The sequence below is a fragment of the Bordetella bronchiseptica genome, assembly GCF_900636925.1.
Classification (GTDB): Bacteria; Pseudomonadota; Gammaproteobacteria; order Burkholderiales; family Burkholderiaceae_B; genus Bordetella; species Bordetella pertussis.
Map to the genome: position 1 here is coordinate 714,391 of NZ_LR134326.1, position 22,272 is coordinate 736,662.

Below are 22,272 nucleotides of genomic sequence, written 5' to 3' on the forward strand. Positions count from 1 at the left end.
AGCGCGGCCATGCTGAATCTATGCGTCCGATCGATTACCTATGAGGCCGAGGGCATCCGTTCGTTCGAGCTGGTGCATCCTCTCGGCAAGGATCTGCCTCCCTTCGAAGCCGGCGCGCATATCGATGTCAGCATTCCCGGCGGCTTCACGCGGCAGTACTCCCTGTGCGATCCCTCCTGGCAGCGCAAGCACTACCGCATCGCGGTGCTGGAGGATCGCGGCGGGCGCGGCGGCTCGGTGGCGCTGCACACGGCGCTGCGCGCCGGCGACATGATCGAAGTCTCCGAGCCGCGCAATCTGTTCCCCCTGGACAGCGGCGCCGGCCACAAGGTGCTGCTGGCCGGCGGCATCGGCATCACGCCGGTGCTGGCCATGGCCGAGGCCTTGCAGCGCAGCGGCCACAGTTTCGAGCTGCATTACTGCACGCGTTCGCCCGAGCGCACGGCGTTTCGCGAACGGCTGCAGACGCTGGCGGCGCAGGACAAGGCGTTCTTTCACCACGACATGGGCGACCCCGCGCGCGGCCTGGACATCGCCGCCTTGCTGGCGCGGCCCGAACCGGGCAGCCAGCTGTACTTCTGCGGCCCGCCGGGTTTCATGAAGGCGGTGCAGGCGGCCTCGGCGCACTGGCCGCAGGGCTCGGTGCACTACGAGTATTTCGGCGTCAACCCGGCGCTGACGGAAAAGCTGGCCGGCACTGGCCAGGCGGCCGGCGAGGTGCGTCTGGCCAAATCCGACAGGATCCTGGCGGTGCGGCCCGGCCAGACCCTGCTGCAGGCCATCCGCGAGGCGGGCGTGGCTTGCGAGTCATCGTGCGAGTCGGGCGTGTGCGGCACGTGCAAGGTGCGTTACTTCAGTGGCCAGCCGGAGCACAACGACTATGTGCTGTCGGACGAAGAGCGCACGGAATTCGTGCTGGTCTGTTGCGCGGGGGCGGGTCCGCAGGCCCTGCTGCTCGATCTGTAAAACACATTCGGATATGGACATGCGTACTTTCGACTACATCGTGGTGGGGGCGGGTTCCGCCGGTTGCGCGCTGGCGGCGCGGCTGGTGGAAAGAAAGGCCGGTTCGGTGCTGCTGCTGGAGGCCGGTCCGCCCGACCGCAACATGTGGATCCATATCCCGATCGGCTATGGCAAGACCATGTTCGACCCGCGCAACAACTGGCAGTTCTATTCCGAGCCGGAGCCGGAGCTCAACGGGCGCAAGATCTACCAGCCGCGCGGCAAGACGCTGGGCGGGTCGAGCTCGATCAACGGCCTGGTCTATATCCGCGGGCAGGCCGAGGACTTCGACGACTGGGCGCGGCTGGGCAATCCCGGCTGGGCCTGGCAGGACGTGCTGCCCCTGTTCAAGCGCGCCGAGCGCAACGAGCGCGGCGACAGCGAGTTCCACGGCGGCGCCGGCCGCCTGGGCGTATCGGACATACGCGGCAGGCACGAGCTGGTCGAGGCGTTCATCCAGGCGGGGCAGGAAAACGGCATCGCCCGCACCAACGATTTCAACGGGGCGAGCCAGGAGGGCGTGGGGTACTTCCAGCTGACCACGCGCGGCGGCTTGCGCTGTTCGGCGGCCAAGGGGTACCTGGGGCCGCTCAAGGGCGATGCGAATCTCGCCATCGAGACCGATGCGCAGGCCACCGGTGTGATTTTCGAGGGCCGCCGCGCCGTCGGCGTGCGCTATCGCCAGCGCGGCGCCGCCTTCGAGGCGCGCGCCGCCAAGGAGGTCATCCTCGCGGCGGGCGCGTTCCAGTCGCCGCAGCTGCTGATGCTGGCCGGCATCGGCGACGGCGCGCAATTGCAGGCGCACGGCATCCCGGTGCTGCACCACCTGCCCGAGGTGGGCATGAACCTGCAGGATCACCTGCAGGTCCGCCTGATCTACAAATGCACGCGGCCCATCACGACCAACGACCAGCTGCGCACGCTGTGGGGCCGCGCGGCCATCGGCATGCGCTGGATCTTCCGCCGCGCCGGGCCGGTGGCGGCCGGGATCCAGCTGGGCGCCATGTTCGCGCGCGCCTGTCCCGGCGCCACCCGGCCGGACGTGCAATTCCACTTCGGCACGATCAGCGCCGACATGGCGGCCGGCAAGCCGCACGATTTCTCCGGCTTCACGATCTCGATGTGCCAGCTGCGCCCCAGGAGCCGCGGGCAGGTCAGCCTGAAGTCGGCCAATCCGCTGGAGGCGCCGCGCATCCAGCCCAATTATTTCTCCGCGCAGGAAGACCGCGACACCATGGTGGCCGGCCTGCGGCTGACGCGCCGCCTGACGCGCTCCCGGCCGCTGGCCGCCTATATCGCCGAGGAGTACCACCCCGGCCCGCGGATGGAGACGGAAGAGGACATGGTGCGCTTCGTGCGCGAAAGCGGCACCACGATCTTCCACCCGGTCGGCACCTGCCGCATGGGCGGCGACGAGGCCTCGGTGGTCGACCCCAGCCTGCGCGTGCGCGGCGTGCAGGGGCTGCGCGTGGCCGACGCGTCGATCATGCCGCTGCTGCTGTCGGGCAATACCAACGCCGGGGCCATCATGATCGGCGAGAAGGCGGCGGACCTGATTACGCAGGCAAGGCCCTAGGCGCCTGTCCCCAAGGGGCAGGCGCCACCAACGGCGTGCCGGACCGGCAGGCCACAGACACCAGGCGCCTGCCCCGTCGGGACAGGCGCCGCCACCGGCGGCCGCAAGCGCACGCCGTATCGATGCAGAGAGGAAGAGCATGAAAGTCACTCCACAGAACATGGTCGTCATCATGTCGGACGAGCACCAGTCCCGGGCCCTGGGCTGCTACGGGCACGAGTTCGTCCACACGCCCAACCTCGACGCGCTGGCCGCGCGCGGCACGCGGTTCGCCTCGGCCTATTGCACCAGTCCGGTGTGCATTCCGGCGCGGGCCTCGTTCGCGACCGGCAAGTACATCAACCAGATCGGCTTCTGGGACAACGCCGACGCCTACGACGGCTCGGTACCGAGCTGGCACCACATGCTGCGCGACCGCGACCACCAGGTGGTGTCGATCGGCAAGCTGCATTTCCGCGACTACGGGGGCGACCACGGCTTCAGCGAAGAGATCATCCCCATGCACATCGTGGGCGGCAAGGGCGACCTGATGGGGCTGGTGCGCAGCGACCTGCCGGTGCGCAAGGGCGCCTACAAGATGGCCCAGATGGCCGGCCCGGGCGAGAGCCAGTACACCTTCTACGACCGCGAGATCGTCTCGCGCGCGCAGATCTGGCTGCGCGAACAGGCGCCGCGCCATGCCGACAAGCCGTGGGTGCTGTTCGTCTCGTTCGTCAGCCCGCACTTCCCGCTGACCGCGCCGCCCGAGCACTACTACCGCTACTACAACCGCGATCTGCCCCTGCCCAAGCTGTACGACAGGAGCCAGCGTCCGGATCACCCCTACCAGCAGGACTACCGCGGCAGCTTCAACTATGACGATTACTTCGATCCCGGCCTGGTGAAAAAGGCGCAGGCGGGCTACTACGGCCTGTGCTCGTTCCTCGACGAGAACATCGGCAAGCTGCTCGGCACGCTGGACGACCTGGACATCCTGGACAGCACGCGCGTGGTCTATACCTCCGACCACGGCGACAACCTGGGCGCGCGCGGCATGTGGGGCAAGTCGAACATGTTCGAGGAGGCGGCCGCGGTGCCGCTGATCATCGCCGGCAGGGACATCCCGTCCGGCGTCACCGTCAACACGCCGGTCAGCCATGTCGATGTCGCGCCGTTCATCTACGACGCCGTGGGCGAGACCAGCCCGGGGCTGAAGGAAGGCCTGCCCGGCGTGTCGCTGTTCCAGCTGGCCCGCGGCGAGACGCCGCAGCGCAACGTCATGGCCGAGTACCACGGCATGGGCTCGGCGACCGGCGCCTTCATGATCCGCGAAGGCCGGTACAAGTACATCTTCTACGTGCACTATCCGCACCAGCTGTTCGACCTGGAGGCCGACCCCGAGGAGCTGGAAGACCTGGCCGGCCGTCCCGACTACGCGGACGTGGTGGCGCTGTGCAAGCAGAAGCTGTGGCAGCTGTGCGATCCTGTCGAGGTCGACCGGCGCGCCCGCGCGCGCCAGGCCGAGCTGCTCGAGCACAACGGCGGGCGCGAGGCCGTGATCGCGCGCGGCGACCTGGGTTTCAGCCCCGCGCCCGGGGCCGTGCACAAGTTCGATTGACGGCATCCACGGCGCGGCCGCGTTCCCGCGTGGCCGCGCCGATCCGACACGCCATGCAGACGCAAACAGGCTTGCCGGCGGCGTTGCCGCCGGCCGGCGCCACGTTCCTGGCCGGCTTTCCGGTTTCCATGTTCGCCTCGGTGCTCGGCCTGTCGGGCCTGGGCATGGCGTGGCGCAAGGCCCATCAGGTCTGGGGCCTGCCCTTGCAGGTCGCGCTGGCCATCCAGGTGGCGGTGGCGGCGGTGTATGGCGTGCTGCTGGCGCTGTTCCTGCTGCGGCTGCTGCGTCATCCGGACGAGATCGCGCGCGAATGGAACCACCCCGTGCAGCTGGCGTTTTTCTCGGCGATTTCGCTGGGCGTGGTGCTGATCGGCACGGCCTGGGCGGACGACGCGCCGCGCGCCGCCGCGGCGCTGTGGTGGCTGGGCGCGACCGTGCACCTGGGGTTCACGCTGGTCATCGTGCGCAGCTGGATCTTCCATACCCACTACCAGCTCGACCACGTCAATCCATCGTGGTTCGTGCCGGTCGTCGGCAACATCGTCATTCCGATCGCGGGCGTGCGTTTCGCGCCAGCCGAATGCGCCTGGTTCTTCTTCAGCCTGGGCATCGTGTTCTGGATCGTGCTCAAGGCCATCATCCTGTACCGCCTGATGTTCGGCGCGCCGCTGGCCCGTGCGCTCACGCCCACGCTGTTCATCATGATCGCGCCGCCGGCGGTGGCCTTCCTGGCGTACATGGCGTTGACCGGCTCGCTGGACGGTTTCGCCCGGGTGCTGTACTACATCTCGCTGTTCTGGACGCTGCTGCTGTCTACCGCGGCGCCGCGCTTCGCGCGCCTGCCTTTCAGCCTGGCGGCCTGGTCGTATTCCTTTCCGCTGGCCGCGATTACGCTGGCCACGTTCTCGTTCGCCGAGCACAGCGGGCACGCCCTCGCGTTCCACACCCTGGCCGGTTTCCTGGTGGCGGTGCTCAGTACGGTCCTGGTCCTGCTGACGGGCGCGACGGTGCGCGGGCTGCTCAATGGCGCGCTGGCCGATGCACGCGGGGGCGCATAAGATAATATGAGGGCTAGCCGTCCGACGCCCTTTCGTCGGGGATATCCAGATATGTGCTTATGAATACGAGTCTTCGACGTTCTACGCCGGCCGGCGGGCAGATCGTGGTGAATGCCGAGCGGCCCGCGGTGTTCGACCAGTTGCACCGCCCCAACTACAGCGGCATACCCAAGTACCGGCTGGTCCTGAATGCGATTGCCGAAGGCATCGAATCCGGGCACTGGAAGCCGGGCGAGCGCCTGCCCACCGAGGACGACCTGGTCCAGATGACCTCCTACAGCCTGGGGACGGTGCAGCGCGCCCTGCGCATCCTGGTCGACCAGGGGCTGGTGGTGCGCGAGCATGGCCTGGGCACCTTCGTCGCGCAGCAGCAGCTGCGCATCCAGGATCCCTGGCATTGCCGCTTCCTGGCCGATGACGGCGTCGGTTTCCTGCCGGTCTACTCCACCATCATCAGCCGCGACTACGCCAGCGGCGAGGGCGAATGGCAGCGTTATTTCGATACCGCGGCCGGCGCGCAGGTGATCCTGATCGAGCGCACCATCAACGTCGGCAACGAGTTCGAGGTGTTCACGCGCTTCTATGTCGACCGCAACGTTTTCCCGTCGCTGTGGGATACGCCGATGGAGAAGCTCAACGGCCTGAACTTCAAGAAGCAGATCACGCAGGAACTGAACGTCCCGGTCACCAAGATCGACCACTTCGTCGCGATGGAGCCGTTCGACCCCACCGTGGCGGGCTACACCAAGACGCCGCCCTACGCGGCGGGCATCGCCCTGCAGGTGGTGGCCTGCATGGGGCAGGAACGCTGCATCTACTACCAGAAGTTCTTCATCCCGCCGACCAAGCGGGTGCTCAGCATCCCCGACCAGCTGACCGACTGAGCGCCGGCGCGCTCAGTCCATCTGTATCCCGCTCTTGCGCTGCACGGTCTCGTAGCGCGCCTTCTCGCCGGCAAGGAACCGGACGAACTCGGGCGTGGTGTTGCCGATCGGCTCCACGCCCTGCTCGGCCAGCTGGGCCTTGATGGCATCGCGGTGCACCGACGCGTGGATCAGCGCCGCGAGCCTGTCCCCGACGGCCGCGGGCGTATTGCCGGGCACATAGACGCCGAACCAGTTGGTGTAGCGGTAGTCCGCCACGCCCAGCTCCTCGGCCACGGTGGGTACGTCCGGCAAGGCGGCGATGCGCTGGCTGCCGGTGACCGCGAGAATCCTCAGCTTGCCGCTCTTGTGGTGCGCCACCAGCGGCGGGACGCCGACGATGGCCACCGGGATCTGGTTGCCCAGCAGGTCGGCGATGGCGGGCGCCGCGCCCCGGTACGGGACGTGCAGCATCTTGATGCCGGCCGCGAGGTTCAGGGCCTCGCCGGCGAACTGCATGGTGCTGCCGGTGCCCGGCGTGCCGTAGGAGATGGCGGACGGGTCTTTCCTGGCCAGCGCGACCAGTTCGGCCAGCGTGCGGGCCGGCACCGCCGGGTTGACCACGACGGCCAGCGGCGTTTCGCCGGCCAATGTGACCGGCTGCAGGTCTTTGCCGGCGTCGTACGAGGTTTTCTGGCCGGCGATGCGGCTGACCAGGACTTCGGCGGGCGAGGCGAACAGCACGGTGTTGCCGTCGGCGGTGCTTTGCACCACGGCCTGCGCGCCTATGGTGCCGGCCGCGCCGGTGCGGTTTTCCACGATGAAGTTCTGTCCGGTCTGCTTGCTCAGGTCCGACGCGATCAGCCGGGCGGCGAAGTCGACGCCGCCGCCGGCGGGGTAGGGCACGATCAGCCGGACCGGACGGTCGGGCCAGGTTTCGGCGGCGTGCAGCGGCGCGGCGGCGGCGATGCCGGCCAGGCCGAGGACGGCGAGGGCACGCCGCAGGTGCAGGGAAATGGATCGCATGGTGATATATACCTATATAGGATGAATGGGGTGCCTGTCCCAGTGGGGACAGGCACACCTCGCCGCGGATGTCAGCTCCCGTCCGGGGACGGGCACCGCCACCGAGGGCGGGCCTCGGCTATTGCCCGGGTTGTGTGGCCAGGTACTGGCGCACGTACGAGGCGTCGATCGATGCGGCGACGGTTTCCCGGGAGATGGCTTGCGGGATGGTGCCGGCCTCGGCCAGGATCTGCGTGGCGGTATGCAGCTTGGCGACGATGCCCTTGTCGGACACCAGCGAATAGGGCGATTCGGGGTCGGCCTGCTGCCTGAAGGTGGGGAAATTCCCGCAGCACAGGCGCTCGTAGGTTGCCTTGGCGACGGCCGGCGAGACCTTCAGGTATTTCTCCAGCACGTCGATGGCCAGTTGCGGGTTGTCGGCCACCATTCGTTGCGCCTCGGCCGAGATCTGCACCAGCTTCAGGCCGACGTCGGGGTGCTCCTGCAGGAACTTGGTGCGCGCGCCCGTCATCACGGGGCAGATCCCGTCGTAGTCGGTGTCGTAGTTGACGATCTTGTAGCCGCGCTCGGCCACCGACTGCAGGTAGGGCGCCCAGGTCACGCCGGCGTCGATGGAGTTGCTGGTGAAGGCATTGGCGTACAGCGGCGGGGCAATGTTGACGACGTTCAGCTCCTTCATGGCGATGCCCGCCTTGCGCGCCATCAGGCCCAGCGCCACCTGGGCGCAGGTGCCCGACGGCGTGCCGATGGCCTTGGCCTTCTTCAGGTCGCGGTAGCTGTCGATACCCGAGTCCTTCGAGACCACCAGGCCCTGTCCCGGCGCGTCGTCGAGCTGCCAGAACAGCAGCTTGACGGGCAGGTTCTGGCCCAGCGCGAACGCCGAGGCCAGGCCGGTGGTGAAGACATCCAGGCTTTCGCTCTTGAGGCCGGCCAGCAGGGGGGCGCCCGAGGCGAACCAGAAGAAGTTGGGCTCCAGGCCATGTTTCTCGAACAGGCCGTGGTCCTTGGCGACGTACAGGGTGTAGTAGTCGGCCGTCGGCGCGCCGTAGTTGATCTTCAGCGGCTTGGGCGGATCGGCCGCCAGGCTGGCGGCGCTGCCCGCGGCCAGGACGGCGGCCGCGGCGGCCTTGGTGAGGAAAGCGGTGTGTCGGCCTTGCTTCGATGTCATGCTTGTCTCCGCCCGTCTCGGGGCTCTGTCTGTAATGAGGGGCGCCCCGGGTTCAGCGCCCGTGGACCCGGGGCCGTTGTTCGGGCAGCTGCAGCGCCCGGCCGGTCTCGGGGATGTAGAACTCCTGGTAGTAGATGCACGCGTCGCGGCCGGCGCGGGCGACGGCCTGCATGAACAGCACCGTGGCTTCGGGCGCGACGCCGATCAGCCGCGCAGCCTGCGCATCGATGCGCCGGATGCGCACGCTGCGGTCGATCTCGGTGATCGGCAGGCCGACCTGCCGCATGATGATGTCCTTGAAATTGGCGCCGTCCAGCTCTTCGAGCGGTACATGCCACAGCGGCTGCAGCAGCTCGCGGTCGGCGTAGAAGCGGCTGAATATCCGGAACTCGTCGTTGACGTTGATGATGCGGTCCAATCGCATGACGCTGCCGCTGTGCAGGTAGCGTTGCCAGGGGCCGGTCTCGGATGGCGTGACCACGGCGCGCTGCACCGCCTTCGAATAGATGGGCACGATGCCGTCGGATTCGTCGTCGAGGAAGCGGCAGTGCCAGGGGTCGGCCATCTGCCGTTGCTGGTCGGCGACGAAGTTGCCGTGCCCCTGCATGCGGATCACCAATCCCTCGTCGGTCAGCGCGCGCAGGGCGCGCTGCACCGTGCCCAGGCTGAACGGCGTCATCTCGGTGAGCTGCTCCTCGGCCGGCAGCCGGTCGCCCGGCTGCCAGACGCCGCGCCTGATGGCTTCCACCAGGATGTTGGACAGGCGGCGGTACTTGGGTATGCCGCTGTTGTCCGGCCGGGCCAACTGGCCGAAGATTTCGCTGCGAATGGCGTCCGTATCCATGGCCTTGCTGCTCCTTGTCATGGCGTCACAACACAGTGGGTATGCCGGGCAATGCGCGCGGTCACCTCCCTTTCCAGTGCACGATCTTTTCCTCGGCGACGGTCAGCATCACGTTGAGCACCAGGCCGATCAGGCCGATCAGCGCAATGCCGATGAACACCACCGGAATCTGGAACAGCTGCGCCGCGTCCGAGATCATGAAACCCAGTCCTTTCTGCGCGCCCACCAGTTCGGCGGCCACCACCACCGCCCAGCTCAGGGCCATGGCCACCTTCAGCCCGGTGAAGATGTGGGGAATCGACGACGGGAACACCACGCGCCAGAAGATCTGCAGCTTGGTCATGCCGATGGACTCGGCAGCCCGGTAGTACGACATGGGCACCGACAGGGCGCCCGCCTGGGCGCTGACGAACGAGTAGTTGAAGGCGGTGAAGACGATCAGCACCACCTTGCCCATCTCGCCCAGGCCGAAATACAGCACCGCCATGGGAATGAAGGCGATCGGCGGAATCGGGCGGATGAACGCCATGATGGGCGACATCATGGCGCCGACGGCCTTGTGGTAGCCGCTGAACAGCCCGAACGGCACGCCCGCCAGCACGCCGATCGCGAATCCGACCAGGGCGCGGAACAGGCTGGCGCCGACGTGGTCCCACAGCGGCTTGCCGCCGTAGCCCTGCTCGACCAGGGTGACGAGCTGGGCGAACATGGCCTGCGGACTGGGCAGGTAGCCCGGCCCCACGAGGCCCAGGTTGGTGACCAGGGTCCAGATGGCCAGCAGCCCGACGACCGAGGCCACCGAGAAAACTGTGGGGGAAATGGCCGGCTGGCGGCCTTCCACGGCAACGCGCTCGCTCATTTGCGCTCTCCTTTCATGTAGCGTTGAATCGCGCTCGGATCGATCGCCTCTGCGATGGCCTGCGGCGTCAGGGGCGCGGGAATGGTGCCCACTTCGGCCAGCGCCTGGCTGGCGATCAGCAGCTTGCGCGCCAGGCCCGCGTCCTTGGCGGCCAGCGAATAGGGCGAGGCGGGATCGATCTGCTGCGCGTAGGTCGGGATGCGCGAAAACTCGCGGTCGTAGATGTGCTTGGCCACCTCGCGCGAGACCGACAGGTACTTCATCAGCACGCCGATGCCCAGCTCGGGGTCCTTGCGGATCATGTCCATGGCCTTGGCCTGCACCTGCACGAGTTTCAGGCCGATGTCCGGATGCTGCTGCATGAACTCGGTGCGCACGCCGGTCAGGCCGGGGCACACGCCCTGGTCCGGCGTGTAGTCGCTGGCCCAGTTCACCACCGGCAGCTGGTCGGCGTTGAGAATGCTGGAGTAGGGCGACCATGCCACCGCGGCCTGGATCGACTTGCTCTTGAAAGCATTGCCGTACAGCGGCGGCGCGATATTGATGATGTTGAGGTCCGAATACTTGAGATTCAGTTCCTTGGCCATCAGCACCAGCGAAACCTGGGCGCAGGTGCCCGAGGGCGCGCCGATCGCCTTGGCCTTGGCGATGTCCTTGTAGCTCTTGATGCCGGCGGCCGGGTCGACCACCAGGCCTTCGGCCGCGGCGTGGTCCAGCTCCCAGTAGATCAGCTTCAGGGGTACGTTCTGCCCCAGCGCGAACACGGTGGCCAGGCCGGTCGTGATCACGTCCAGGCTCTTGCTCTTCAAGCCGGCCAGCAAGGGGGCGCCGGACGGGAAGAAGTAGAAATTGGGCTCCAGGCCCACTTCCTCGAACAGCTTCTGGTCCTTGGCGACGTACAGGGCGTAGTAGTCCGCCGTGGGGGCGCCCCAGTTGAACTTGAGCAGTTCCTTCTTGGCGGGGGAAGCGGTCTGCGCGGCGCCGGGCGCGGGCAGGCAGAGCAGGGCGGCGGACAGCAGGGACGCCGCCAGGCGTAGACAGGATTGCATGGTCGTACTCCTTCTGCGGGGGGAAGTCAGGCGGCCTTGGCCATGGGAGGACGGTTCTTGTTGGCGTGCACTTCTTCCTGCACGGCGTGCAGCAGGTCGCGCTGCAGGCTGATGAACTCGGGCGTGGAGAGGAAGTCGGCGTTGCGCGGCTTGTCGGCGTCGACATTGACCGCCAGCTTGATCCGTCCCGGGCGATGGCTCATGACCAGCACCCGGTCGGCCACGAAGATGGCTTCGGATACGTCGTGGGTGATGAAGAAAATCGTGGGCTTGTGCTCCTGCCACAGCTGCAGCAGCAGTTCCTGCATCAGGATGCGGGTCTGGTAGTCCAGCGCGCCGAAGGGCTCGTCCAGCAGCAGCACCTTCGGTTCCGAGATCAGCGCGCGGGCGATCTGCACGCGTTGCTGCATCCCGCCCGACAGTTGATAGGGGTAATGTTTCTCGAAGCCCGACAGGCCGACTTCGCGCAGCAGCATCTGGGCGCGCGGCTCGTAGGTGTCCTTGGGGACGCCGCGGCACTTCACGCCCAGCGTGATGTTTTCCATGACCGTCAGCCACGGGAACAGCGAAGGCTGCTGGAACACCACCGCCCGGTCGGGGCCGGGGCCGTCGATGGGCTTGCCGTCGATGAGCAGCGAGCCGGTGCTGGTCTGTTCGAAGCCCGCGATCAGGTTGAGCGTGGAGGACTTGCCGCAACCGGTGGGGCCGAGCACCGTGACGATCTCGGCGGCCTTGATGTCCACGTCCATGCGGTCCAGCGCCAGCGTCCGGTTGCCCGAGCGGCCCCGGCCGCCATACGTCTTGCTGACGCCCTGGAACGAGATCTTGACCTGGTTGTCCTGGCTGGCGCCTGGCCTGGGCGGAGCGCCGGACTTGCCGGGTTCCGTGCATGGCAAGGGCGTGAAGGTGTTTACTTGAGCATTCATAGGGTCGTCCTTGATGACGCCGAAGCGAGCGGGGTTGTCCGGGTGCTACTCTAGTCCTATATAGTTTAGTGCCGGCATGCACTATGCTCCTATATAGTATTTACCCGAAGAAACGGGCCAGCACGCCCTGCCGCGGATGTCGGGTCCCGTGCGGGGAGACATACCGTCTTGGCCGGCCAGCGTCCATGGCGTACGACGGTGTGCCTGTCCCGGCGGGGACAGGCACACCCTGCCGAGGATGTCGGGTCCCGTGCGGGGAGACATACCGTCTTGGCCGGCCAGCGTTCATGGCGTCCGGCGGGGACAGGCACACCCTGCCGCGGATGTCAGTCCCCATGCCGGGGCGGACACCCGCGCATCGAGAGGTTATCGGCCCTGGAAGCGCGGCTTGCGCTTTTCCACGAAGGCGCGCGCGCCTTCCAGCCTGTCTTCGCTGTTGTAGGGGTCGGGGCCGACCGACAGCCGCAGGGCCGCCGCGGTGGGCAGGCCGATGCTCTTGAACGCCATGGCCTTCATGCGCTGCACCGACAGCGGGGCGTTGTCGGCGATGCGGCGCGCCAGGCCGGCGGTCTGCGCCATCAGCTCGGCCGGCTCGAACACGTGGTTGACCAGTCCCAACCGGTGCGCCAGCGCCATGTCGATCAGCTCGCCGGTATAAAGCAGTTCCAGCGCCACGCCGCGCGGTATCAGCTGGGGCAGCACCACGCTGCCGAAATTGGCGCCCATGCCGACCCGGGCTTCCGGCAGGCCGATGCGCGCGGTGGACGCGGCCACGCGGATGTCGCAGGCCAGGGCCAGCTCGCACCCGCCGCCGGCGGCCACGCCATTGATGGCCGCGATGGTCGGCGTGGCCATTTCCAGCACGACCTCGTTGAGATTGCGCGCCGGGCCGCCCATGGGATGGGTCATGCGGCCGGCCGCGTCCAGCTCCTTGAGGTCCACGCCGGCCGAGAAGGCGCGCTCGCCCGCGCCGGTATAGACCACCACCTTGACGCCAGGGTCCTGGTCCAGTTCGAGCGAGACCTCGACCAGTTGCGCGAAGGTGGCGCGGGCCAGCGCGTTCATGCGCTGCGGCCGGTTGATGGTGACCCAGGCCACCTGGTCGGCCACGCGTACCTCGATGTCGTCCGCCCGCGCCATGTCAGTTGGCCGGCTGCATGTTGGCGCGGCGCATGACGTCGAGCCAGGTCTTGCGCTCGCTCTCGGCGAAGGCGGCGAACTGCGCGGCGGTCAGCGTGCTGGGCGTGACGCTGAGCGCGGCCATGCGCTTTTTCGCTTCCGGGCGCGCCGAGGCTTCGCGCATGGCCTGGTTGATGGCGTCCACGACCTCGGGGCGGGTGTCCTTGGGCGCCCACACGGCATACCAGGCGGTCACGTCGAAGCCGGGCATGCCCATCTCGGCGATGCTGGGCACGTCGGGCAGTTCCGGCATGCGCTCCTTGGTCGAGACGGCCAGCGCCCGCAGCTTGCCGGCGCGGATCTGCGACATCACGCTGGCCGCGGTGGAATAGAGCAGGTCCACATGGCCGCCCATGACATTGGTCAGCGCGGGAGCGGTGCCGCTGAACGGGACGTGGGTCATGTTCAGCTTGCCCTGCACGGCGACCCGCTCGCCGGTCAGGTGGGGCAGCGAGCCCTGGGCGCCGGAGGCGAAGGTGAGATTGCGCGTCCTGGCGGCCTCGAGCACGTCCTTGAAGGTCTTGTACGGCGAGTTCTCGCCCGTCACCACGATGATGGGCGCCGACCCCAGCACGCCGACCGGGCGGAAGTCCTCCATGGGCCGGAACGGCAGGTTCTTGAACATGCCTTCGTACATGACGTGCTGCGACGTGTTGGCCAGCAGCGTATAGCCGTCGCCCTTGCTGGTGGCCACGAAGCGCGCGCCGATGGTGCCGGCGGCGCCGGGCTTTTGCTCGACCACGATGGGCTGGCCCAGGATGGCCGCCACGTCGTCGATGATCAGCCGCGCGAAGGTTTCCGTCGTGCCGCCTGCCTGGTAGGGCGAGACCAGCGTGATCGGCCGGCTGGGGTACTTGTCCTGCGCGTGGACGGCGGGGGCGGCGGCCAGCATGGCGGCCGCGCCCATCAGGGCGATGCGTTTGAACATGTTTGTCTCCTCTGGTTTTGTCGATGCCGCGGCGGGCGGGCGGCCGCGGGCGCTATTGCTGCGGTTGCATGACGATCCTGCCGATCGCTTCGCGGGAGGCGATCATGCGCAGTGCGGTGCGGAAGTCCGCCAGGGGCACGACCGCGTGCGCGCGCGGCCGGATCCTGCCCTGGCGGGTCCATTCGAAGAGCTGGGCGTAGGCGGCCCGCAACCGGGCGTCGTTGCCGGGCTTGACCGGGTGGCGTCCCCAGCCGAAGTAGTAGCCCCAATACACGCCCAGGATGCTGATGTTCTTCACCAGCACGATGTTGGCCGGCACGGTCGGGATGGCGCCGCTGGCGAACCCCATCGGGATGATGCGTCCGTCCGGCGCGATGCACCGCAGCGAGGCGTCGAAGGTCTCGCCGCCGACCGGGTCGTAGATGACGTCGGCGCCGCGCTGTCCCGTCAGGCGCAGCACTTCGGCGCGCCAGTCCTGCGTGCGGTAGTTGATGGCGTGGTCGGCGCCATGCTCGCGCACGATGGCCTGCTTGGCGTCCGAGCCCACCGTGGCGATGACGGTGGCGCCCAGCGCCTTGGCCACTTCCACCGCGGCCAGCCCGCTGCCGCCGGCCGCCCCATGCACCAGCACGACCTCGCCGGGCTCGACCTGGGCGCGCCATTGCAGGGCCCCGTAGGCCGTGCCGTAGATGGTGGGGAACTGGGCGCCGGTCTCGAACGGCACGTCGGCGGGCAGCTCGAACACCGTGGCCTCGGGGGCCACCACTTCCTGGGCGTAGCCGCCGGATTGCACGCCGGCGATCACCCGGTCGCCGACGCGAAAGCGCGTGGCGCCCGCGCCGAGTTCGGTGACCACGCCGGCGACCTCGGTGCCCGGTATCAGGGGCAGCGGCGCGCGGTTCTGGTGCTTGCCCTCCATCACCAGCAGGCTGGCGAAGCTGGCGCTGCACGCCTGCACCTGGATGCGCACCGCGCCCGGCGCGAGCGCCGGCGCCGGCACCTCTTCGTACGCGGCGACGTCCGGGCCGCCATACTCCTTGCACACGACTGCCTTCATGATTCGTATCCTCGTGCCGCGCCGCTGGCGAACATCGCCTGCGTCTGTTCCTCGCTGAAGCCGGCTTCCCGCAATATCTCCAGGCTGTGCTCGCCCAGCCGCGGCGCGGGCCTGGTCGGCGCCGGCTGGGTGGCCGACCAGGTGCTGGCGCACGCCATGCTGCGTATCGGCCCTTCGGTCGGGTGCTCCACCGTCTGGAAGAAGCCAGCCTGCGCCAGATGGGGGTGCGCGGTGAGCGACGCCACGCTCTCGATCCGCGCCACCGGGATATCGGCCGCTTCCAGATGCGCCACCCAGGCGTCGGTGTCGCGCGTGGCCATGATTGCCGAGACGATGGCGTACAGGGCTTCCAGATTGCGGGTGCGCTGGGCCATGGTGCCGAAGCGGTCATCGTCCATGACTTCGGGGCGGCCGACCGCGCGGAAGAATTCGCGCCACTGCCGGTCGGTCAGCACCATCATGCAGAGAAAGCCGTCGCGGGTCTGGAACGGCCGCCGTATGGACGCGTAGCGGTCGAATACCGGCGGGCCGATCGGCGGCTCGAAGCTGAGGCCGGCCATATGGTCGGCCAGCACCAGCGAGGCGATCGACTCGAACATCGGGACTTCGATGTGCTGGCCGGCGCCCGTGCGGGCGCGGTGGTACAGCGCGCCCAGCACCGCGTTGGCCGCCAGGATGCCGGTGACCCGGTCGGCCAGGGCGATGGGGGCGTAGCGCGCCGGATCGCCGTCGGCGCGCAGCGACGCGATGCCCGCGGCGGCCTGGATCAGATCGTCATAGGCCGGCTTGTCGGCATGGGTTCCCGCGCTGCCGTAGCCGACGATGTTCAGGTACACCAGCGCGGGGTTGAGCGCGGCGATATCCGCATAGGCCAGCCCCAGGCGCGCCATGGCCTTGGGGCGGGTATTGCAGACGAATACGTCGGCCGCGCCGGCCAGGCGCCTGAACGCGTCGCGTCCGCCTTCCAGCTTGAGGTCCAGCACGATGCTGCGCTTGCTGCGGTTGGTGTGCAGGAACATGGCGCCCATGCCGCGATGCCGGGCCGGGCCCAGGTCGCGGATGCTGTCGCCCTCGGGCGGCTCGATCTTGATCACCTCGGCGCCCATGTCCCCCAGGATCTGGGTGGCCACCGGGCCCGACAGCGCCGCCGTCATGTCCAGCACCCGTACGCCGCTCAACGGTCCGTCCATTCCTCTGCCCCTCTCCGGTTGCCTGGGCCGGTTTCGGCCTGGGCAAAATCAACATACTACTTAGTATTCTAGTTCCGGGTATTTTTGGCAAGAGCGTTGACGGGTTTCGGTCATGTGAAAAATTAATATTTAAATTCAAATAGTTAAAACAAAAATCGATGGAAGCGAGTACGTCATCTAATGGTTATCGATAGGTCATGATGGTTAGATGATACTTGGTAGTATTCTGATGGAATGGAATCGGGGAAGGATCGGCGCGTCCCGGCCCGGCGATAGTTTGCCGCTATACTGTGCACCCGGTCCGGACCACCCTACCTGCAGACGCCGTGCTCCTTACCCCCGAACTCGAAAATTGGGTGGGCATCGACTATGACGACATGCCCGCCGTCCAACGCAAGCTGCTGGATGCGGCGGCCAAGGCGTTCACCACCTACGGGTTCGCCGCGACATCGATCGATGTGATCGCCAGCCAGATCGGCGCCACCAAGGGCAGCGTCTACTACCACTATCGCAGCAAGACCGACCTGTTCTTCGCGGTCCACAAGTGCGCGATGGTCATGAACCTGAAGGCCCAGGTGCCGGTCGCCTTCGATGCCTCGCTGGATCCGCGCGCCAAGCTGTATCGCATGGCGTACCTGCACGCCATGCTGATGATGGATTCGCTCTACTACCAGCGCGTGACGGTGCAGGGCGTGGAGTTGCACCAGTCCGTCAGCACCACGCCCATGGAGCGCGAGGCGCTCGCCGAAGTCATCGCCATGCGCGATGTCTACGAAGGCCTGTTCAGCCAGGTGGTGCGCGACGGCATGGCCAGCGGGCACTTCGCCGAGGCCGACCATTCGATCGCCGCCAAGGGCATCCTGGGCATTCTCAACTGGATTACCGTCTGGTACCGGCCGCGCGAGACCGAAAGCCCGGGTTTCCGGCAGCGCGTCGCCACGCAGCTGGCCACCCAGGCCATCCAGGGCATCGCTCGCGCCGATACGCGCGGTTGAGGCCGGCGCCGCCGGCGGCCGCGCTCAGTCGGACGCCATGCCGGGGGGCAGGTTGGCCCGCACCAGCCGGCCGGCGATGGACTCGCGCATGGGGATGTCCGGCAAGGGCTCGCCCGGGCCGAACCAGCGCGCCTCGGTGATCTCGTCTTTCTGGACGCGCAGGTCGCCGCCCGCGTATTCGGCCGTGAAGGCAATCATCAGCGAATGGGGGAAAGGCCAGGACTGGCTGCCGAAATAGCGCAGGTCGCGCACGCGCAGGCCGACTTCCTCCTCCACCTCGCGGTGCACCGCGTCCTCGATGCTTTCGCCGGCTTCGACGAAGCCGGCCAGCGCCGTATATCGGGCCGTGGCGTAGCGCGCATGGCGAGCCAGCAGGATGTGCTCGCCGCGCTTGATCAGCACCATCATGGCCGGCGAGACGCGGGGGTAGGCGTGCAGCCCGCACGCGGGGCATTGCAGGCACAGCTCGTGCCGGGCATGTTGCATGGGGGTGGCGCAGACGCCGCAGTAGCGATGGGTGCGCACCCATTCGGCGATCTGGAAGGCCCGGCCGGCCAGCGGCGCCCGCTCGCCCAGCTCGGACAGCAGCGCGCGCAGCTTGCGGAAGGCATAGCCGGGCGGCGCGACGGTATCGCGCGCCACGTGCGTGGTGCGCAGCTGCGGGTCGTGCGTCAGCCAGATCTGTTGCATCAGCTCGAAGCGCACGCCCACCTGCGCACAGGTATCGCCGTCGGGCAGGTCCACACCGCTTTCGCGCACCAGCAGCTCATCGCCGCGGAAGATGAAAATCACGAAACACCTCGTTCATGCAGGCCCGGGCGCTGGAGCGCGCAGCCGCCGTGCGCGCTAGTTTACAGGGCTGCGCGATCGGCTCACAGGTCCAGCGTGAGGCTGGCGCCGCAGGCGCGCGAGACGCATACGCACACCGCGTCGCCGGCCTCGCGCTCGCGCGGCGACAGGTAGTGGTCGCGGTGGTCCGGCTTGCCCTCCAGCACCGGGGTCAGGCACATGCCGCATTCGCCGCGCCGGCAGTCGTAGAGGGGTTCGACGCCCGCCTGCAGCAAGGCGTCGAGCATGGTCTGGCCGGCCGGCACGCTCACGGTGATGCCGGACTGGCGCAGCACCAGGTCGAAGGGCTGGTCGCCGCGCAGGGCCAGGGCGCCCTGGAACAGTTCGTAGTGCACGCTGGCGGGCGGCCAGCCCGCCGCGGCCGCGCCGTCCACGGTATCGGCGATCAGTGCGCGCGGGCCGCACACATACAGGTGGCGGCCCGGCGCCGGCGCGGCCAGGATGTTCGGCAGCGCCTCGTGCAGCGGCGCGCCGTCGTCGTGGTACAGGCGGCAGGCAGCGCCCATGGCCGCGGCTTCCTCGGCGAAGGCCATGGCGGCGCGGGCGCGGCCGGCGTAATGCAGCGTGAACGCGGCGCCGGCGCCGCGCAGATGGCGCGCCATGCTGAGAATGGGGGTGATGCCGATGCCGCCGGCGATCAGCACGTGCTCGGCGGCGTCGGCCGCCAGCGCGAAGGCATTGACGGGCGCCTCGGCCTCGATCCGGTCGCCGGGGGCCAGCCGGTGCATCCAGGCCGACCCCGCCGCGGGCTCGCGGCATTGCACGGCGATCTCGTAGCTGGCGGTGGCCGAGCCGTCGCCCAGCAGCGAATATTCGCGCCGCGCGGGCGTGCCGTCGGGCAGCACGACATGCACGCTCAGGTGGGCGCCGGGGGTGTAGGCGGGCAGGGCGGCGCCGTCGGGCGCGGCCAGCTCGAAGTGGCGGATTTCGGCGGTCAGGGGGGTGACGGCACGGACGACGAGTTTCATTGTGGGGCTCCTGTCGGATGGAACACGCGGTGCAGGGCGGCGGCGACGGCCAGCAGGCGGCGTTCGTCGCCCGGCCGGCCGACCAGTTGCACGCCGATGGGCATGCCATGGGGGCCGGCCAGGCCGGGAACGTTGACGCAGGGCAGGCCCAGCAGGGTCCAGACGCGGCTGAAGATGGGGTCGCCGGTGCGCGCCAGGCCTGGCGGCGCCTCGCCGGGGGCGGCCGGAGCGATCACGGCGTCCAGGTCGCGCATGGCGTGCTCGAGATGGGCGCGGCCGCGCGCGGCCAGCGCAAGCGCTTGCGCATAGGACTGCGCGTCGCAGCCCAAGCCGGCTTCGATCAGGGCCTGCATGGCCGGGCTCAGCCGGGCGCGCGCGTCGCGCCATTCGGCGGCCAGGCTGCGCGCGGCTTCGTAGGCCATGATGGTCTGCTGGGCCTGCATCAGGCCTTGCAGCGCATCGGGCAGCACCAGCGGGGCGAGCTGCGCGCCGGCCGCCGTGCACAGGACTTGCGCATGCGCGAACGCCTGGGCGCCGTCGGGTTCGATGGCATGCCATTCGTGCGTGAGGCAGATGCCCAGGCGCAGCGCGGCCGGCCGCGCGTCCGGCAGCGGCCGGTAGTCCTCGCCGGCCAGCGCGCAGCGCATCAGTTCCAGGTCGCCGGCGTCGCGCGCCAGCCAACCCAGCGTATCGAGCGAGGGCGCCATGGCCTTGGCGCCGGCCAGGCTGTGCAGTCCGTGCGTGGGCTTGAGGGCGAACACCCCGCAATAGGAGGCGGGCCGGATCAGCGACCCGGCCGTCTGCGAGCCGAAGGCCAGCGGCACCATCCCGGCCGCCACCGCGGCGGCCGAGCCGCTGGACGAACCGCCGGGGGTGCGCGAGGGATCGCGCGGGTTGGCGGTGGGGCCGGGCGTGAAATAGGCGAACTCGGTGGTGACTGTCTTGCCCAGCACCAGCGCGCCGGCGGCGCGCGCGCGTGCCACGCAATCGGCGTCGGTGCCGGCGATGCCATGCTCGTAGATCGGCGAGCCATAGCGGGTGGGAAACTGCTCGGTCAGGAAGATGTCCTTGACCGCGATGGGTACGCCGGCCAGCAGCCCGCGCGCGGCGTGCGTATCCAGGCGGCGCGCCTGCGCGCGGGCGGCGTCGACGTCGAGCTCGCGCCAGGCGCGCACCACCGGTTCGTGGGCGCGGATCGCCGCCAGGCAGGGCTCCAGCAGTTCGGCGCTGGCGTGGCCGTCGAGAACGGCCGCGCGGGTGGTATGCGCCGACAGCGGCGGCGCGCGATGCAGGGATGTCATGGAAGGGCTTCCTGGCTGGTGGAAAGGGAGAGCGGGCGCAGCGGCAGCAGCGCCGCGATGCGCGGCCAGTGCGGCGGCAGCGCGCGGCAGGCGCGTTGCAGCGCCGGCGCGTCGCGCACGAGGTCCCAGCCGGCGGCGGCCAGGCTGGTCTGCCGGCGCAGCAATTGCGCGGCGCCGATGGGCGGGCCGGCCGGGCCGTCGTGCATGTCCAGCGCCAGCATGCGCGCGCGGCGCCGTGCGCAGGGCAGCGAGGCGACGGCGTAACGGCCCGCGCCGGGGTCGAAGACCAGGTCGGCGCCGCCGTGCTCGCGCGCCAGCTCGGGCCACGGGTCGCCGTACAGCACGCCTTCGGCCGCGCCTGCCCGCAAGGCGGCGGCTATGCCGCCGGCGGTGCGCGCGGCTGCGATCACGCTGGCGTCGGCCTGGCGCGCCAGCACGGTGGCCAGCAGGCCCAGCGGCGTATCGGCTTCGTGCACCAGCACCTGCTGTCCAGCCCGCAGGCCGCCGATCTCCACCAGCGCGATCCATGCGCTGGGCCAGAGCACGGCCAGCAGCAAGGCCGATTGCTCGTCCAGTCCGTCGGCCACGGTCCAGGCCTGGCCGGCATCGATCTCGATATCGGCGCCGGGCGCGGCCGCCTGCGTGGCCAGCGCCGCGACGCGCCGGCCCGGGCCGGCGCTGCCGATGAACGCAACGCCGGGCAGCCGCAGCCCGCCGGCATCGCCCAGGCACGCCTGGACGCGCACGCGCAGGCGCGGCGATGGCATCGGGGCAATACCAATAGTCATGGCCGCGCTTCCTCTATACCTTGTGGCAAACAAATTTTCCGGAACGCGCCGCATGACGGCAGCCGGAAATCCAACGGGGAAGAAACGTGGCTTCGACTGCTTCGCACACGCAGGACACGGCATTGCGCGCGCCCGATTTTTCGTTGCGGCAGTTGTCGTATTTCCTGGCGGCCGCCGAATGCGAGTCCGTGCAGCAGGCTGCGCAGGCATTGCATGTGTCGGCGCCCGCGGTATCGACCGCCATCGCGCATCTCGAAGCCCTGCTGGGCGTACAGCTGTTTCGCCGCCGCCATGCGCGCGGGCTGATCCTCACCGAGCAGGGCAGCGCCTTCGCCGTGCAGTGCCGCGGCATCCTCCAGGAAGCCTGGGGGCTGGGCAGCCTGCAAGGGCGCGGCGAACTGCACGGGCAGGTGCGCGTCGGCTGCCTCACCACCTTTGCGCCGTTCGTGATTCCCCCCTTGCTCACGCGCGTGCAACAGCATCTGCCCGGCGTGCGCCTGGCCTGGTTCGAGGGCCACCACGAGTACCTGCTGGAGGGCCTGCGCACGGGCACGCTCGACATCGCGGTGCTGTACGACTTCGAGATCCCGTCCGGCATCAAGCTGGTGGCCTTGCGCGCCGCGCCGCTGCAGGTGGTGCTGCCCGCGTCCCATGCGCTGGCGGCCAAGGAAACGCTGGCCACCAGCGACCTCAACACCGAGCCGCTGATCCTGCTCGACCTGCCGCGCACGCGCGAATACATGCTGACGGCCTTCAGCTCCAACGGCGCGATTCCGCGCATTGCCCATTCGGTGCTGTCGATCAATATGCTGCTGGGCATGGTGGCGGCCGGCCATGGCTTCTCGCTCCTGAATTTCTGTCCGCCCAATGCCCTGCCGGGCATGGGCGGCATCGTGTCGCGCGCATTCGAATCGCATGTGCGTCAACCCAATATCGTGGCGGCGTATTCGTTCCGCTATCACTATCCGCGCGCCGCCGCCGCGATCGTGGAGCACATCTCGGAGCTGGTCGACGAACTCGTCATCCAGGCCCACTGAGCCGGCGGC

21 protein-coding genes are annotated in these 22,272 nt (G+C 68.8%); 7 read left to right on the forward strand and 14 right to left on the reverse strand.

What is annotated here, in order from left to right; all coding sequences use genetic code 11:
- The first annotated feature begins 9 nt into the window (after nt 1-9).
- The 5 genes from EL288_RS03385 (at nt 10) to EL288_RS03405 (ending at nt 6,120) form a co-directional block, all read left to right on the forward strand.
- Nucleotides 10-966, forward strand: a complete 957-nt coding sequence (locus EL288_RS03385; RefSeq protein WP_003814811.1) for a PDR/VanB family oxidoreductase — start codon at nt 10-12, stop codon at nt 964-966.
- Between the two features lie 13 nt (nt 967-979).
- On the forward strand, nt 980-2,581 hold the full coding sequence (locus EL288_RS03390; RefSeq protein WP_003814809.1) for a GMC family oxidoreductase: 1,602 nt from the start codon (nt 980-982) through the stop codon (nt 2,579-2,581).
- A 139-nt stretch (nt 2,582-2,720) separates the two neighbouring features.
- On the forward strand, nt 2,721-4,178 hold the full coding sequence (locus EL288_RS03395) for a sulfatase-like hydrolase/transferase (RefSeq protein ID WP_003814808.1): 1,458 nt from the start codon (nt 2,721-2,723) through the stop codon (nt 4,176-4,178).
- A 53-nt stretch (nt 4,179-4,231) separates the two neighbouring features.
- Nucleotides 4,232-5,236, forward strand: a complete 1,005-nt coding sequence (locus tag EL288_RS03400) for an SLAC1 anion channel family protein (RefSeq protein ID WP_049788774.1) — start codon at nt 4,232-4,234, stop codon at nt 5,234-5,236.
- Nucleotides 5,237-5,289: 53 nt separating this feature from the next.
- On the forward strand, nt 5,290-6,120 hold the full coding sequence (locus tag EL288_RS03405) for a GntR family transcriptional regulator (RefSeq protein WP_003814804.1): 831 nt from the start codon (nt 5,290-5,292) through the stop codon (nt 6,118-6,120).
- 12 nt (nt 6,121-6,132) lie between these two features.
- Here the strand turns inward: EL288_RS03405 and EL288_RS03410 are convergent, their stop codons facing one another.
- From EL288_RS03410 to EL288_RS03455, 10 genes are all read right to left on the reverse strand, one after another.
- Complete coding sequence (locus EL288_RS03410) at nt 6,133-7,125, reverse strand: Bug family tripartite tricarboxylate transporter substrate binding protein (protein ID WP_010929275.1); 993 nt, start codon at nt 7,123-7,125, stop codon at nt 6,133-6,135.
- A 118-nt stretch (nt 7,126-7,243) separates the two neighbouring features.
- On the reverse strand, nt 7,244-8,293 hold the full coding sequence (locus tag EL288_RS03415; protein ID WP_003814800.1) for an ABC transporter substrate-binding protein: 1,050 nt from the start codon (nt 8,291-8,293) through the stop codon (nt 7,244-7,246).
- A gap of 52 nt (nt 8,294-8,345) precedes the next feature.
- Nucleotides 8,346-9,137, reverse strand: coding sequence for a GntR family transcriptional regulator (locus tag EL288_RS03420; RefSeq protein ID WP_003814799.1), 792 nt, complete (start codon nt 9,135-9,137; stop codon nt 8,346-8,348).
- Nucleotides 9,138-9,198: 61 nt separating this feature from the next.
- Nucleotides 9,199-9,996, reverse strand: a complete 798-nt coding sequence (locus EL288_RS03425) for an ABC transporter permease (RefSeq protein WP_003814796.1) — start codon at nt 9,994-9,996, stop codon at nt 9,199-9,201.
- Nucleotides 9,993-11,045, reverse strand: a complete 1,053-nt coding sequence (locus tag EL288_RS03430) for an ABC transporter substrate-binding protein (protein ID WP_003814795.1) — start codon at nt 11,043-11,045, stop codon at nt 9,993-9,995. The genes EL288_RS03425 and EL288_RS03430 overlap by 4 nt, the downstream gene beginning before the upstream one ends.
- A gap of 26 nt (nt 11,046-11,071) precedes the next feature.
- Nucleotides 11,072-11,971 (reverse strand): ABC transporter ATP-binding protein, encoded by a 900-nt coding sequence (locus tag EL288_RS03435; protein ID WP_003814793.1) that lies wholly within the window; start codon nt 11,969-11,971, stop codon nt 11,072-11,074.
- Nucleotides 11,972-12,337: 366 nt separating this feature from the next.
- Nucleotides 12,338-13,111 carry an enoyl-CoA hydratase/isomerase family protein gene (locus EL288_RS03440; RefSeq protein WP_003814790.1) on the reverse strand — a complete coding sequence of 258 codons (774 nt, stop codon included), beginning with the start codon at nt 13,109-13,111 and terminating at the stop codon, nt 12,338-12,340.
- Nucleotide 13,112: 1 nt separating this feature from the next.
- Nucleotides 13,113-14,078, reverse strand: coding sequence for a Bug family tripartite tricarboxylate transporter substrate binding protein (locus tag EL288_RS03445; protein ID WP_010927094.1), 966 nt, complete (start codon nt 14,076-14,078; stop codon nt 13,113-13,115).
- Between the two features lie 52 nt (nt 14,079-14,130).
- On the reverse strand, nt 14,131-15,135 hold the full coding sequence (locus EL288_RS03450) for an NADPH:quinone oxidoreductase family protein (RefSeq protein ID WP_015064946.1): 1,005 nt from the start codon (nt 15,133-15,135) through the stop codon (nt 14,131-14,133).
- On the reverse strand, nt 15,132-16,325 hold the full coding sequence (locus tag EL288_RS03455; RefSeq protein WP_003814783.1) for a CaiB/BaiF CoA transferase family protein: 1,194 nt from the start codon (nt 16,323-16,325) through the stop codon (nt 15,132-15,134). The genes EL288_RS03450 and EL288_RS03455 overlap by 4 nt, the downstream gene beginning before the upstream one ends.
- Nucleotides 16,326-16,615: 290 nt before the next feature.
- On the opposite strand from EL288_RS03455, the gene EL288_RS03460 reads away from it, so the two are divergent.
- Nucleotides 16,616-17,320, forward strand: a complete 705-nt coding sequence (locus EL288_RS03460) for a TetR/AcrR family transcriptional regulator (protein WP_014905429.1) — start codon at nt 16,616-16,618, stop codon at nt 17,318-17,320.
- A 24-nt stretch (nt 17,321-17,344) separates the two neighbouring features.
- On the opposite strand, the gene nudC is transcribed toward EL288_RS03460, so the two are convergent.
- The 4 genes from nudC to EL288_RS03480 form a co-directional block, all read right to left on the reverse strand.
- Nucleotides 17,345-18,112, reverse strand: coding sequence for an NAD(+) diphosphatase (gene nudC / locus EL288_RS03465; RefSeq protein WP_033458993.1), 768 nt, complete (start codon nt 18,110-18,112; stop codon nt 17,345-17,347).
- 80 nt (nt 18,113-18,192) lie between these two features.
- A complete protein-coding gene (locus EL288_RS03470; RefSeq protein WP_003814776.1) occupies nt 18,193-19,137 on the reverse strand; it encodes a PDR/VanB family oxidoreductase in 945 nt (314 codons plus the stop codon).
- Nucleotides 19,134-20,438 (reverse strand): amidase, encoded by a 1,305-nt coding sequence (locus tag EL288_RS03475; protein WP_003814774.1) that lies wholly within the window; start codon nt 20,436-20,438, stop codon nt 19,134-19,136. The genes EL288_RS03470 and EL288_RS03475 overlap by 4 nt, the downstream gene beginning before the upstream one ends.
- Nucleotides 20,435-21,280, reverse strand: a complete 846-nt coding sequence (locus EL288_RS03480; protein WP_010931612.1) for an MDR/zinc-dependent alcohol dehydrogenase-like family protein — start codon at nt 21,278-21,280, stop codon at nt 20,435-20,437. The genes EL288_RS03475 and EL288_RS03480 overlap by 4 nt, the downstream gene beginning before the upstream one ends.
- A gap of 68 nt (nt 21,281-21,348) precedes the next feature.
- On the opposite strand from EL288_RS03480, the gene EL288_RS03485 reads away from it, so the two are divergent.
- Complete coding sequence (locus EL288_RS03485) at nt 21,349-22,263, forward strand: LysR family transcriptional regulator (RefSeq protein WP_003814768.1); 915 nt, start codon at nt 21,349-21,351, stop codon at nt 22,261-22,263.
- Nucleotides 22,264-22,272 lie beyond the last annotated feature (9 nt).